Raw genomic sequence first — 14555 nt, forward strand, 5'->3', positions numbered from 1 at the left:
GACCCGCACTGCTCGAATTGACTTTCACGTTAGGAAGACGAGTTGTTACGCGTAAGGGGTGAAGTCCCCCGGTTTCCCCATCGATCACCTTGGGGGTCCGGCGAACATTAGGGGAATTTCCCCAAACCTGCCGGGGAATCGGTAACGAGAGCCCCCCAGCAACCGACAGGCTCGGTGGGCCGCCCGGCCTAACAGAGGGTTTTCAGACATATCGGGCCAAGAGCTTTCGAGCGGCACGCGCAACACCCACCGCGTGTCCGGTAATGACAGGGGAACTCGAATGAGTCAGGGGCTGGCGCTCGGCATCACGGTCGGGTCGTCGAACACGGTTGCCGTGACAACTTCGGGGGGACAACACAAGCTCCATACCCGGCCCAGCACACTGGGCGCGGAGACGGAGGTTCCGGAGAGTTTCCTGTCCCGGGTCGGGGATCCCGTGGACATCCGCACCCGCGACGGCTCCGTCGTCCGGGCCGCGGACCTGGTGGCGACCGCCATCGGCCGCGTGCTGACGGACATGGGCCCGGCGGGCGCCTCGGTCGCCTGCTACCCGGCCTGGTGGTCGCAGCACACCGTGGAAACGCAGCGGACCGCGCTGGACGAGGCCGGACTGGGCGAGGTCGCCCTGGTCCCGGAACCGACCGCGGCCATGCGCTGGCTGCAGGACGTGCACGGCTCCAACCGTGACGGCGCGATGGTGGTGTACGACCTCGGAGCCACCGGACTGACGGTCTCGGTGGCCCGCACGGGCGCCATGTCGGGCCTGCTCGGCGAACCGGTCCGCAGCACCGCGGTGGCGGGTTCGGAATTCGATCTGCTGACGATGAGATATGTCCTCGCGTATGCGGTCGGCGAAAAAGATTTCGATCCTTTCGACCCTGTAGTGGAACAAGAATTGGCGGCGCTCCGGGAACGCTGCAAAATTGCGAAAGAAACTCTCTCCACAAATACCGCCACCATGGTGCCGGTGCGTTTGCCCATGCTCGGCGTCGCCGATGTGCGACTGGTTCGCGACGATATCGAGGAGCTGCTGCGGGGTCCGCTCCTCGGTTCGACCGACCTGGTCCGCGAGGCGCTGCGGCGCGCGGGACTGAGCGCCGCCGATCTGGACGGCTTCCTGCTCACCGGCGGCGGCGCGAGCATCCCGCTGGTAACCGAGGTGCTGTCCACCGAGTTCGGCGTCCCGGTCGCGGCCGCCGCCGATCCGGCCCACCTGAGCGCGCACGGCGCGGCCCTGCTGGCCGCCGACCTGCTCGCCGACATCACCGAGACCGAGGCCCACCCGGCCATCGCGATCGGCGGCCCGACCTACGCCGAGGCCGACGCCAGCACCACGCTGGTTCCGCCCCGGACCACCGCGGGCGTGCCCCGCCGCATCGGCGGCGGCTCCGCACCCGAACCCACCGACGCCGCCCGGCCGGCGACCGCCGGACCCGAGGAGACGACGGCACCCGCCGCGTCTCCGCGTATTCCGCTGCTGCCCGAACTGCCCGTCGAGGAGCCCCCGACCGGGTTCCGGCACTGGAAGCGGCTGGCCGTATTCGGCGCGGCCGCCATCGCGGTGGCCGCGGTGGCGACCGGCACGCTGGCCATGGGCACCGGCGATCGGTCCACCCCCGCGAATCCCGCGGGGACGCCGACCCCCTCGACCTCCGCGGTGGCCCTGGACAAGGCCGCGCCGAACGGCGGGGTCACCCCCTCCGGCACGCCCGCCGCGGCCGTGCCGGGCAGTCCGATCGCCGCGGTGAACTCGCCGCAGCAGCCCGGCGCCACCCAGCCGGGCGGCACGCAGCCCGGCACACCGGCCGCCGGCGCCCCCGTGGGCGCTCCGGCCCCGGGCGGCCAGTCGGACGCCCCTGCCCAGCAACAGAATCCGGCGCCGGAGCAGTCGCCGCAGACCCAGCAGGCGCAGCCGCAACCCGCGCCGCAGACCCAGCCGCAGCCCGCCCCGGCGCAGCAGCAGCCGCCGGTGCAGACCATGCAGCTGCCGCAGCCTCCCGTGCCCGCCCCCGTGCAGGTGCCGGCGCCCCAGCTCCCGACGGGAGCCTTGAACAACGCCGTCGACGGACTCGGGAATATTCCCGGTACCCACGGCTGAGAGTTGGTTCCTCGTGACAGGCGTTACCCCAGTCGCGCTCGATTCACTTCCGGGCGCGCGAGAGATATTCCGGGACTTGGATTCCGGCGATTCCGGTGCGGTGCTGTACCTCATCCGCGGCCGTTCCGGCACCGGTAAGTCCACCCTGCTGGGCGCGATCCGGGCGCGGCTGCGCGCCCGCGGCGTCACGCTCACCGACTATCCGGCGCAGGCCCCGCGTCCCGGCGGCGCGGAGACCGGCCGTCCCCGGACCGCCCTGATCGTCGACGACGCGCACACCCTCGGCGCGGCCGAGTTCGATCTGCTCTGCGCCGCAGCCGAATCCGGGGAGTTCCCGGTCGTCATCGCGCTGCGCTCGCGGCCGCACGACGCCCGGCTGCGCGGGCTCACCGATCTGGTGGCCCGCCGCGGCCGCGTGATCGATCTGCGCGCCCTGGGCGCGACCGAGATCGCCCCGTTCGCACGGGAATTGGGCATGATGGTGCCGCGCGGCCTGGCCCAGCACATCCATCGCCAGACCGGCGGCATCCACGGCGGCGTGGTGGCCGCCCTGACCGCGGCCTGCGCGACCCGCCTGGACGCGGGCGTGACGGCCGTCGATCAAGCGGTGACCGCGTGGGCCCGGACCCGGCTCGACGACTCCGATCCGGACCTGCTCGACGCCCTGGTGGTGGCCGCCATCGGCGCGGGCCTGGACACCGGCGAACTGACCGAGGTCCTCGACCTCTCCCCCGCCGACGCCCAGAGTCTGGTGGACCGGGCCCGGGGCAGCGCCCTGGTCACCGATGCCGACCTGCTGCTGACCCCCGCGGTCGCGCCGCTGCGCACCCTGGTCGGCGACCGCCGCTTCCTGACCGTCGCCCGCCGCCTGCTGCACGCCCGCCTGGACGCCGGACTGCTGCGCGACCACACCGCGCTGCTGCTCGCCGAATCGGGCGTCCGGGACGAGCGGCTGGCCGGATTCCTGTGCGCCGCGGCCGAACGCGCGGGCGACGAGGCGGTGCGCTACTACGCGTCCGCGGCCGCCGCCGGCGCGGATCCGGAAGGGCTGGCGGTGCGCTGGGCCGACGCGGCCGCGCGCAGCGGGGACGGCGACACCGCCCTGCGCCTGGCCGAACCCAGCCTGGCGAATCCGTCGATTCCGCTCGCCGACCTCGCCGTCGCGGTCCGCATCTGCGCGGGCGTCTGGACCCGGCGCGGTCTGGCCGACCGGGCGGCGCAGCTCTACACCTGGCTCGGTCCCGCCCGGGTGGGCGCGGACTGGGCGGTCGCGGCGACCGTGCTGTGCCTGTCCGGCGATGTTCGTGGCGCGCAGGCGCTCTCGGTCAATGCCGGGCAGTGGCCGCCCACCGAGGCCACCTCGCGGGCGGCGTCGATCGCGCACGCCCTGTCCGATTCGATCGGAGCCACCGGAACGCCCGCGGCACAGCGCCCGGGTGCGACGCACAACGGCGCCTCCGGAACCTTCGGCGGTCGCAATGGCAACGAACAGAACACTCCCGCACGGACTTACGGCAACGGACAGTCGGGTGCCGAACGCCCAGCGGCATCCGGCGCCTTCGACACCCCGACCGCCCGTGTCGCCGCACCCGGCGGCGTGGTCCGGCCCGCCACCGGCGACCGGACTCCGCCCGCGAACCCCGGCGTGCCGGTGAGATCCGCTGCGGGCCAGCCGAACAGCTTCGGCACCGTCACGGCCCCGACCGGTTTCACCGCGGAGATGCGAGCCGTTCCCCCGGCGACCCTCGCCGGGCAGCGTTTCGCCAATCCGGCGCAGGCTCGCCGCGGCGCGGCCGTCTCGGCGGCGTCGGCGCTGATCCACGCGGCGCACTCCGGTCCGGCCCCGGCCGACGACGGCGGCGATCGGTTCCTGCCGTGCTCGGCGGTGTCGATCGCGGTGCTGCTGTGCCTGAGTATGGGCGACCCCCGACGCGCCGCCGATGCCCTGCGCGGCGCGGCCCCCACGCCGCAGAGCCTGGTGCTCGGGGCCTGGGTGGCCATGCTGGGCGGCGACGAGCAGTCGGCCGCCGCCCTGATGTCGGAAGTGCCGGTGGCGGAACTGGATCCGCGTGATCGTCTGCTCGCGCACGGCGTGATCGTCGGTCTGGCGCGCCGCAGCGGCGACCATGCCGCACTGGCCCTGGCCTGGCAGCAGGCCTACCCGCTGTTCGACGAGGTCGGGGCGGACCTGCTGGCGCTGCTGCCCATCGGCGAACTGTGGCTGGCCGGAATCCGTTTGCGCGACGAGGCCCGGATGACGGCCCTGGTGACCGGCGCCGACGAACTGCTGCGCCGCCTCGGCGAACCGCCGGTCTGGTCGAATGCCTTCCACTGGTACGCGATTCAGGCCGCCATCGCCCAGGAGAGCCCGGAAGCCCTGCTGCCGCACGCCCATCGGCTGAAGACGGCCGCCTCGGCGGGCGATCCGCAGGCCGCCGTGCTGGCCGACGCGGGCCGCACCTGGGTGCTGGTGCTGCGCGGACAGGTGGTGCGGGATCGGGTCGAGGGCGCGGTGGCGCGACTGGCCGGGCTCGGCCTGCGCTGGGACGCGGCCCGGCTGGCCAGTGAGGCCGCGCTGGCGGCGAGCGACGCCGCCACCGCGACCGCCCTGCTGAAGCTGGCCCGCACGGTGCGCGCGCAGTCCCGGCCGCCGGAATCCCCGGTCCGGGTGCCCGAGGCCGCGGCCCCGCAGGCACGCCCGGAACCGGTCACCGATACCGTGCTGAGCGAACGCGAACGCGAGGTGGCCGAACTGGTGCTCCTGGGTTTGACGTACCGGGAGATCGGGGCCCGGCTCTACATCTCGGCCAAAACCGTGGAACATCACGTGGCCCGGATGAGACGTCGAATCGGTGCGGGGTCGCGTTCGGAGTTATTGTCAATGCTCCGCGCCATGGGTCACGGTTCACTCCTGGTCTGATCCGGGCGCGGAGAGACCGGACGCACCGAGTGAGGTAACGAGGATGGCCACTGGCGTGGGCCTGCGGATCGCGGACGACGAATCCGTCGTAGCCGTGGTGACCGGCGACGACGCCACGCTCCCGGTGCATTACACCGTGCGTGAATCGGTGCTGCACATGTCCGACGACGGGGACGCCGTGCTGGGCGGGGACGCGCCGGAGGGCTATTCGCACTCCATTCGCGGCTTCGTCGGCGCGGTCGGCGATCCGGCCGGGCTGGCGGTGGACGACGGTGAGGCGTACCGGGCCGAGGACTTGATGGCCACCGCTGTGTTCTGCCTGATCAGTCAGGCCGCCGAACACCTCAACGGGCCCGCCGAGTTCTATCTCGCGCACCCGACCGGATGGACCGACCCGCACGTGCGCTCGCTGCGCGAGGCCCTGGACTACCTGGGCCTGAAGTCGGTGGTGCTGGTCAGCGAGCGCGACCTACCGCAGGCGGACGCGGAGACCGGCAAGACCCTCGCCTACAACGCGGCCCGTGCGGCCCTGGCGGCGGTGCTGTCCACTCCGGCCGGGCTGACCCCGCCCGATGCCACCGCGTCCGCCGTGAACGCCGCCGACGTCACCGATGTGCTGCCCGCGCTGAAGTCGTCCGAGCCGCTGGCGCAGGCCTATTCGGCCGCGGTCGCGGCGGTTCCGGCCGCCACCGCCGCCGAGCCGGTGGTCACCCGATCGATTCCGGCGGCCGCGGTCACGCACGCGCCGCGCGCCTCCCGGGGCCCGTACATCATCGCCGGGGCGGCCGCGCTGATCGGTTTGCTGCTCGGTGGCGTCGGAGTGGCGGCGGTGTTGCGCCAGGACGACTCCACCCCGGGCCCGCCGCGCGGCGAGGTCCGCAACGAACCGGACGCCACCGCGGGGGTGGCCCCGCCGCTGTTACCGCCCACCGGTTCGCTGCATCCGACCGCGGCCGCGCCGGTCGATCCGGCCGACGCCCCGGTCACCACCGAGGCGCCGACCACGACGCCGCCGCCGACCACCACACCGGAGCCGACGACCACCCTGCCGCCGGTTCCGGCGACCACGGTGCCGACCACCACCACCACCCGCCCGTATCCGCCGATTTATCAGAACCCGCCGGTACCGACATTCGGTCTGCCGCCGGCTCCGGTGCTGCAGGACCCGTGGGGACAGAGTCAGCGTTGATTTCGTAGCGACCATCCGAGGTTTGTGCCCTAAAGTGGTGCGCTGACCGACCTTCCGGAAGGTAACCCGGAACCTTTCCCCGCCGAAGCCGGTCTGCTGGTGCACTACGAAGGGACTCCATGCGCAAGTTCATGGCGCGCCGCGCCACGGTCCGAGCAGCCACCGTCGCCGTTGCCTCGACCGTTCTTCTCGGGCCCCTTCTGAGCAGCGCCACGGCCGACCCGGTCTCCCCGGATCAGCTTGCCGCCGAGAGCCTTCCGGCCGAACTGGTGACCGCTATCCAGCGCGATCTGAAAATGACTCCGGCCGAATACCTGGACCGCGCGGCCAAGGCCCAGCAGTTGCGGGACTACGCCAGCGAATTCCGCACTCAGCGCCCCGACGATTTCGCGGGCGCCTGGATCGGGACCGACGGCAAGCCGGTGCTGGCCGTCACTTCCCTCGACGCCGCCAAGGTCGCCGCGGCCGCCGGGTACCAGACCCGGCTGGCCCCGATCAGCGCGGACGGCCTGGAGAATTCGGTCGATCAGCTGAACCAGTGGATCACCACGCTGCCGCGGGAGATCTCGGGCGCGATCAATTCGGTGGCCATCGACTTCCTCAACAGCCAGTTGGTGCTCAGCGTCGCCAACACCCCCGGCGGCCATTTGCTGAACCTGCCCACGCTGATCGCCAATATCAAGGTGATCCTGTCGCCGAACTCCGGCGGCCCGGTGGAGCGGCGGCCGATGGGCGGCGACACCTACATCACCGCGCCGACTCCGCTCGACACCTCGCTGCACGGGGTGGATGTGTGCTCGTTCGGATTCAACAGCGTCGATTCCGCGGGCAATGCGCTGAACATCAGCGCGGGGCATTGCAATCCGAATGTGGACAAGGGCACCGGCGCCGAGGTGTACCTGCCGAATGTCAAAAACCTGTTGTCCAGTCCGAAGGTCGGGACTTTCGTCACCTCGAACCTGGGCGGCAGCAGCGCACTGGACTATTCGGTCATCAAGCTCAATGACGATGCGGTGAAGGCGGGCATGGATCAGCCGTCGGTGCGCGGCGCCAACGGCACCACCCTCACCATTACCGGTGTGGCCGACCCGATCACGGGCGCGCCGGTCTGCAAGTCGGGCCAGTCGTCCACGTTCACCTGTGGTTTCGTGGTGGCGGACCGGGTCGAGACCCAGCTCTACACCACCGAGGGCAATTCGAAGACGATCCGCGGCTTCGCCTCCAGCGCCTGCACCCTGGGCGGTGACAGCGGCGGCGCCATCGTCACCGGCACCCTGGCGCTGGGCATCACCAGCGGTTCCAACGCGGCGGACGCGCCGAACTGCAACGAGGCCAACACGCAGCTCGCGCAGTACGGCGGCACCGCGTCGCTGGGCATCCCGCTGCGCCCGATTCTGAACGAAATCGACGCCAATTCGGGCGGCGGCATCGGCAGTGGAATTCAGGTGCGGACTCGCTCGCACACGTGAGTGATTCACTTCGTGCGTGATTCCCGCCGAGTGACGGATTCGCGGCCCGGTGCGACGGGCCGCGAAAATCGGACATCCCTCGCATTGGAGGGTCAATCTCCCATGCCTGCCGTTTGCTCGGCGAATACCGAAACGTCATCTGGCAATAAGTAGGCATAACGGGCCGGACACCATATAGTCGGGGCCATGCTCCTGCCACGTATGCGCGCCTCCATGCCTGCCGCGGGCCGACGCCCGCGGTCCCTTGTCCGAACTGCGGCGATCGCGGCCACCGCGATTCTCGTCGCCGGACCCTTGGCGGCGAGCGCGCACGCGGAGCCCGAGACCCCCGCGACCCCGAATCTGCCGGCCGAGCTGATCAACGCGATCACCCGCGACCTGAAGATCTCCCCGCAGGACTACCTGAACCGCGCCGACGTCGCGCAGAAGGTGGCCACCTTCGCCACCACCGCGCAGCGCCAGTTCCCGGATGTCTTCGGTGGCGCCTGGCTGGACGAGACCGGCAAGGCGATCGTGGCGCTCGCCCCCGGCGACGCGCACGAGCAGGCCCGCAAGGCCGTGCAGGACGCCGGTTTCATCGCCAAGGACGTCTCCAAGAGCGAGACCACCCTGCGCGGCGAGAAGAACGCCTTCCAGCAGTGGCTCAAGGACCAGCCGGAGTCGGTGTCCAAGTCGATCCGTGGCGTGGCCGTCGACACCCTGAACAACAGCATCGCGGTCCGCGTGGACAAGGCCGGCCTCCCGCTGCCCGGTTTCGTGGACCCGGCGCGCGTCATCGTCATGGCCGCCCCGCCGGTCGGCGGCGAGGGCCAGGACGTCCCGAAGGCCGCGGAGATCGCCGGAGCCGGCCCGCGCGCCATGGCCGCCGGTGACGCCTTCGCCTCGGTGGCCGGCCGCATGTCGCTGCGCTGCTCGCTGGGCTTCAACGGCGTGGACGGCAACGGCAATGTCGTGAACATCACCGCGGGCCACTGCAACCCGAACATCCCCGCCACCGGCGGCGCCAACTCCCCCGGCGTGTACCAGCTGGTCGGCGAGAGCCTCGGCCCGCAGATGGGCTCGTTCCAGAAGTCGGTGCTGGGCAACCAGGACTACTCGATCGTCGGCATCAACGACCAGTTCCGGGACAGCTTCTCCAACCCGCTGGTGAGCGTCCCGAACGCGGCTCCGATCACCGTCACCGGTGTGGCCGTCCCGGTGGTGGGCGCCCCGGTCTGCAAGTCGGGCGCGCGTGCCGGCTTCAGCTGCGGCGTGGTGAACGCCGTCGACCAGAGCGTCCAGGTCGGCGACCGCCTGCTGACCCAGTCGTTCTCGTCGAATATCTGCGCCCTGCCCGGTGATTCGGGCGGCCCGCTGGTGACCGGCACCCTGGCCCTGGGCATCTCCAGCGCCTCCTCGGTCGCCGACTACCCGATCTGCGAGATCCCGAACCTGATCGGTCTGATCACCGGCAACACCCCGCAGCTGTTCGCGCAGCCGATCAGCACGGTGCTCTCCGACAACCCGGGTCTGCGGGTGCGCACCAGCTAGGCACAGCATCCTCGGAAAGGCCGGTAGCTCAACCGCTACCGGCCTTTTCGCTTTCCTGGGTACTCGGGGCCCGCCGAGGGGCAGCGGTGGGGCGGTGGGCAAGCAGTGGGACGGGAGTGATCGGGCGTGGTCGCGGCCCGGCCGGTTCGGGCATCCTGGAGTCATGTGTTTGGCGTTGCTCGGCTGGCGGGCCCATCCGGACTACCGGTTGATCCTGGCCGCCAATCGGGACGAATTCTTCACCCGCCCAACGGAATCGCTGCGCCGCTGGGACGAGGTGCCGGGCCTGCTCGCGGGCCGGGATCAGGGTGCGACCGGCCCGGTGCCCGGCACCTGGCTGGGCGTGCTGCCCGACCGGCACCGCTTCGCCACGATCACCAATGTGCGGCTACCCGGCGAATTCCGCACCGACGTCCGGTCCCGCGGCGCACTGCTGATGGATTTCCTGCGCGGTGACGCGGTTCCGGAGAAGTTCGCGCGCGGCATCGCCGCCGCCCCCGACGACTACAACGGTTTCAATCTGCTGGTCTCGGATCTGGAAACGCTGTGGTGGCACAGCAATCGGAGCGAGGGCGTCCCCCGGGAACTGCCGCCCGGTTTCCACGGCGTCTCCAACAACGCACTGGTCGGTTCGCTGACACCGGACGGCACGGTCGTCACCGACACCGACGCCCCCGTGTGGCCGAAGGTCCGCAATGGCGTGCGCGCGCTGGCCGCGGTGCCGCCGGGCGATGTCGCGGGCTATCTCGGGGTGCTGGCCGACCGCACCGCGGCCCCCGCCGCCGAACTGCCCCGCACGGGCCTCGACCGGCTGACGGAACGCTCGGCCTCCGCGCGTTTCGTCAACCATCCGGTGCACGGAACCCGATGCAGCACAGTCCTTCTGGTGCGCGAGGACGGCCGCTACGTGATGACCGAGCGCACCTTCGCCCGGTTCGGCCGCCGCCGCGACACCGTGGTGTTCGAGGGCCGGATGGACCTCCCCGCCTGAAAAAACACCAGGCCCGCCTCCGACGAGCGAGGCGGGCCTGGTGTTCGAACCTGCCGGGGCGATGCCCCGGCGACGTCACTAGTTCGGGGTGACCTGCTGCTGCTGAGCGGCGGGAGCCCACTTGGTGGTGCCGTCCGGCGCCTGCATGGTGTTCAGCAGGTCGATACCGGCCGCGACCAGGGTCGGGCCACCCGCGGCGATGGTGCCGAGGATGCCGCCGATGCCGGCGCCCGCGACCAGACCCGGCACGCAGCCGGCGACGATGGTCACAACGCAGCCGATGATCGCTCCGAGGGCGGTGCCCACGAAGCTGCCGATGCCCAGCGCGAGGCTGAACTGGGTGGAGAAGTAGCTCATCGCCTTCTGGTTCTCGTCAGAGGAGGCGATCGGCTTGGCGGAGGCGACCGGCGCGGCGGCCAGCACCTGGGTGCCAGGGTTGAAGTCGGCCGGCTTCTCCGGAACGACCTCGAGCACCTTGCCGTCTTCCTTGATCTCGGACTTGACCGGGATCTGGGTGCCCGCCGCGGTGTAGGACAGCGGGAACGAGATCACGACCGCGCCCTGCTGGTCCTTGACGTTGACCACGGTCTGCTTCGGATCCTCGGGCGTCGCGCCGTCCTGCTGCGCGAGTTCGAAGGTGCCGTTCTTCAGGGTGGAGACGATCGTCTTGCCGTCGACCAGCTTGGTGGAGTAGTTGATTCCAGCAGGCTGTGCGGGAGCGTTGTCGGCGTGGGCGGTCGTCATCCCGATGGTCATTGCGCCGATGACCAGGGCAGCAGCCGCAGTGGTACTGCGAAGCTTCATTGGGTTGGTTTCCATTCCGTCATCAGGTATCCGCTGTGCGCTCTTCGCCACGCGAGGCCCGGCTTCCCTCGGGCCATGCCTCTACGCGCTAGGACGAGTCCTCCCCGAGCATGTGAAGACGCGCACAGCTGTTGGACAGCGTGAGCCTAGTCGATCACATTACGATTTGCGAGATCGGTTTCTTTCTGCACGCCACCATGTTTGGAAGTAAGCCTGCCCTTGGTTAAGGGCGCGATTTGCCGGGATTTACGGTGTGGGAAACCCTGGACAACTAAGTTACCGGCGGGTAACTTACCGTCCATTAGGATACGAGCAACTCGAGGCGTACCAGGCTGCCTCGCGAAACGCTCGTAGAACCGTAAGAGAGGTCGCGACATGAATGCCCTGACAGTGACACTGGGCACGATTGGGGCGGTGTTCACAGTCTTCTGTTGGGCATCGTTCATCGGAGGCACACGAAAAATCGTGCGCACCGTGATGGTCGGGCAGTCCGCACCTGATCGGTGGCGGCCGTTCATCCCCCGCTTCAAGACCATGCTCGTGGAGTTCCTCGCGCATACGCGCATGAACAAATTCCGCACGGTCGGCTGGGCGCACTGGCTCGTCATGATCGGCTTCCTCGCCGGCATGATCCTGTGGTTCGAGGCCTACGGCCAGACCTTCGACGGCGAGTTCCACTGGCCGATCATCGGCGGCTGGGGCATCTACCACCTGGTCGATGAAATCCTCGGCCTCGGAACGGTTATCGGCATCGTGGTGCTGATCGTCATCCGTCAGCTGAACCACCCGCGCGTGCCCGCGCGACTGTCCCGCTTCAGTGGTTCCAAGTTCGCGCCCGCGTATGTGATCGAATCCATCGTCCTCGTCGAGGGCCTCGGCATGGTCTTCGTGAAGGCCGGCAAGATCGCGACCTACGGCGAATCTCACACCTGGAGCGACTTCTTCACCGAGCAGGTCGCCCGACTGCTGCCCGCCAGCCCGACCATGGTGTCGATCTTCGCGTTCATCAAGCTCTCCTCCGGCGCGCTGTTCCTGCTGCTGGTCGGCCGCAGCGTCACCTGGGGTGTCGCCTGGCACCGCTTCGCCGCGTTCCCGAACATCTACTTCAAGCGTGAGGCCGACGGCGACGTCGCCCTGGGCGCGGCCAAGCCGATGATGTCCAACGGCAAGGCGATCGAGATGGAGACCGCCGATCCGGACAACGACACCTTCGGAGTCGGCAAGTTCGAGGACTTCTCCTGGAAGGACATCCTCGACGTCACCACCTGTACCGAGTGTGGCCGCTGCCAGTCGCAGTGCCCGGCCTGGAACACGGGCAAGCCGCTCTCGCCGAAGCTCCTGATCATGTCGCTGCGCGACCACGGTTACGCCAAGGCCCCGTACCTGCTGGCCGGTGGCCGCAAGGACATGGGCGGCGACGAGATCGGTCTGGTCGACGCCGAGGGCAAGCCGAACGAGCGCGCGCTGGCGCAGATCTCGGAGGCGGCCCGCGCCGAGGCGGAGCGTCCGCTGGTCGGCGGCGAGGACGTCAACGGCATCATCGATCCCGAGGTGCTGTGGTCCTGCACCACCTGTGGCGCCTGCGTCGAGCAGTGCCCGGTGGACATCGAGCACGTCGACCACATCATCGACATGCGCCGCTACCAGGTGCTGATCGAGTCGGAGTTCCCCTCCGAGCTGGCCGGTCTGTTCAAGAACCTGGAGAACAAGGGCAACCCCTGGGGTCAGAACTCCAAGGACCGCCTGAACTGGATCTCCGAGGTCGACTTCGAGGTTCCGGTCTTCGGTAAGGACGCCGACAGCTTCGACGGCTACGAGTACCTGTTCTGGGTCGGTTGCGCCGGCGCCTACGAGGACCGCGCCAAGAAGACCACCAAGGCCGTCGCCGAGCTGCTGGCCACCGCGGGCACCAAGTTCATGGTGCTCGGCCAGGAGGAGACCTGCACCGGTGACTCGGCTCGCCGCGCGGGCAACGAGTTCCTGTTCCAGCAGCTGGCCATGCAGAACATCGAACTGCTGAACTCGGTGTTCGAGGGTGTCGAGCAGGCCAAGAAGAAGATCGTCGTCACCTGTGCGCACTGCTTCAACGCGCTCAACAACGAGTACCCGCAGGTGGGCGGCACCTATGAGGTCGTGCACCACACCCAGCTGCTGAACCGCCTCGTCCGCGGCAAGCAGCTGGTGCCGGTGTCGCCGGTCGCGCAGAACGTGACCTACCACGACCCCTGCTACCTGGGCCGGCACAACAAGATCTACAACGCGCCGCGTGAGCTGATGGAGGCCTCGGGCTCGACCCTGGTCGAAATGCCGCGTCACGCCGAACGTTCCATGTGCTGTGGCGCCGGTGGCGCGCGCATGTGGATGGAAGAGCAGCTCGGCAAGCGCATCAATATCGACCGGGTCGACGAGGCGCTGGACACCCTGAAGGGCGGCAACGAGCCGTCCATGATCGCCACCGGCTGCCCGTTCTGCCGCGTCATGCTGACCGACGGCGTCACCGCCCGCAAGGACGGCGGCGAGGTCGGTCAGGGTGTCGAGGTCGTCGATGTCGCGCAGCTCATGCTGCAGTCCATCAACCGCGTGGACGCCGCGACCCTGACCGAGAACCTGAAGGTCGTCCAGCAGCCCAAGGCCGAGCCCGAGCCGGAGCCCGCTCCGGAGCCGGTCAAGGCCGAGGCCGCGGTCGCCGCAGCCCCCGCCGAGGCCGCCCCGAAGGCCGCTCCGGCCGGTGGCGGACTGGGTATGAAGGGTGGCCTGAAGCCGCCGGGCGGCGGTAAGGGCCTGGCCATGAAGGGCGGGCTCAAGGCTCCGGGCGCGAAGACCGAGGCTCCGGCCGCTGAGGCCGCTCCGGCGGCCGAGGAGACCGCCGCCCCCGCTCCGGCCAAGGGTCTCGCTATGAAGGGCGGCCTGAAGGCCCCCGGTGGCAAGGGTCTGGCCATGAAGGGCGCCGCCAAGGCGCCCGGCGCGAAGGCCGAAACCGCTTCCGCCGCTGCGGCTCCCGCCGAGGCCGCTCCGGCCGAGGCCGCCGCCGCTCCGGAGGCTCCGGCCGCGAAGCCGGGCGGGCTCGCCATGAAGGGTGGCCTGAAGGCTCCCGGCGGCAAGGGTCTGCAGATGAAGGGCGCCGCCAAGGCTCCGGGCGCCAAGCCCGCCGCCGAGGCCGCTCCGGCTCCGGCCGCCGAGGCGCCCGCGACCGAGGCCGCTGCCCCGGCCGCGGAGGCCAAGCCGTCCATCGCGCCCAAGGGTCTGGCCATGAAGTCGGGTCTGAAGCGCCCCGGCCCGAAGGCTCCGGGCGCCGCCGCTCCGGCCGCCGCCCCGGCGCCGGAAGCACCTGCGGCTCCGGCCGATTCGGCTCCGGCGGCCGCTCCGGCCCCTGCGGCCGAGCCCGCCGCCCCGGCCGAACCGGCCGTGTCGGAGAGCAATGGCGTCGCGGAGGCCAACGGCGCTTCGGAAGCCAACGGCACTTCGGATGGCAATGGCGCGACCCCGCCCGCCGCGAAGCCGGGTGGTCTCGGCTTCAAGTCGGGCATGAAGGCTCCGGGCCGGAAGAACTAGGC

Annotated in this window: 8 protein-coding genes; 7 read left to right on the forward strand and 1 reads right to left on the reverse strand. The window is 70.3% G+C overall.

The features are described from left to right. The first annotated feature begins 280 nt into the window (after positions 1-280). The 6 genes from ACQP06_RS34145 (at position 281) to ACQP06_RS34170 (ending at position 10197) form a co-directional block, all read left to right on the forward strand. A complete protein-coding gene (locus ACQP06_RS34145) occupies positions 281-2098 on the forward strand; it encodes an Hsp70 family protein (RefSeq protein ID WP_433669169.1) in 1818 nt (605 codons plus the stop codon). A gap of 76 nt (positions 2099-2174) precedes the next feature. Then, a complete protein-coding gene (locus ACQP06_RS34150) occupies positions 2175-5018 on the forward strand; it encodes a LuxR C-terminal-related transcriptional regulator (protein WP_433669171.1) in 2844 nt (947 codons plus the stop codon). 43 nt (positions 5019-5061) lie between these two features. After that, a complete protein-coding gene (locus ACQP06_RS34155) occupies positions 5062-6207 on the forward strand; it encodes a hypothetical protein (protein WP_433669173.1) in 1146 nt (381 codons plus the stop codon). A gap of 119 nt (positions 6208-6326) precedes the next feature. Then, entirely contained in the window at positions 6327-7676 is a 1350-nt protein-coding gene (locus ACQP06_RS34160; RefSeq protein WP_433669175.1) for a S1 family peptidase, read from the forward strand. A gap of 186 nt (positions 7677-7862) precedes the next feature. Beyond that, the gene (locus tag ACQP06_RS34165; protein WP_433669177.1) at positions 7863-9206 is read left to right on the forward strand and encodes a S1 family peptidase; all 1344 of its coding nucleotides are present in this window, start codon (positions 7863-7865) and stop codon (positions 9204-9206) included. A gap of 163 nt (positions 9207-9369) precedes the next feature. Beyond that, complete coding sequence (locus ACQP06_RS34170) at positions 9370-10197, forward strand: NRDE family protein (RefSeq protein WP_433669179.1); 828 nt, start codon at positions 9370-9372, stop codon at positions 10195-10197. A gap of 78 nt (positions 10198-10275) precedes the next feature. On the opposite strand, the gene ACQP06_RS34175 is transcribed toward ACQP06_RS34170, so the two are convergent. Continuing rightward, positions 10276-11001 carry a hypothetical protein gene (locus tag ACQP06_RS34175; protein WP_433669181.1) on the reverse strand — a complete coding sequence of 242 codons (726 nt, stop codon included), beginning with the start codon at positions 10999-11001 and terminating at the stop codon, positions 10276-10278. A gap of 375 nt (positions 11002-11376) precedes the next feature. Between ACQP06_RS34175 and ACQP06_RS34180 the strand changes: the two genes are divergently transcribed. Next, positions 11377-14553 carry a heterodisulfide reductase-related iron-sulfur binding cluster gene (locus ACQP06_RS34180; RefSeq protein WP_433669183.1) on the forward strand — a complete coding sequence of 1059 codons (3177 nt, stop codon included), beginning with the start codon at positions 11377-11379 and terminating at the stop codon, positions 14551-14553. The last annotated feature ends 2 nt before the right edge of the window (positions 14554-14555 follow it).

It is taken from the genome of Nocardia sp. CA-136227, from assembly GCF_050955695.1.
Taxonomy (GTDB): domain Bacteria; phylum Actinomycetota; class Actinomycetes; order Mycobacteriales; family Mycobacteriaceae; genus Nocardia.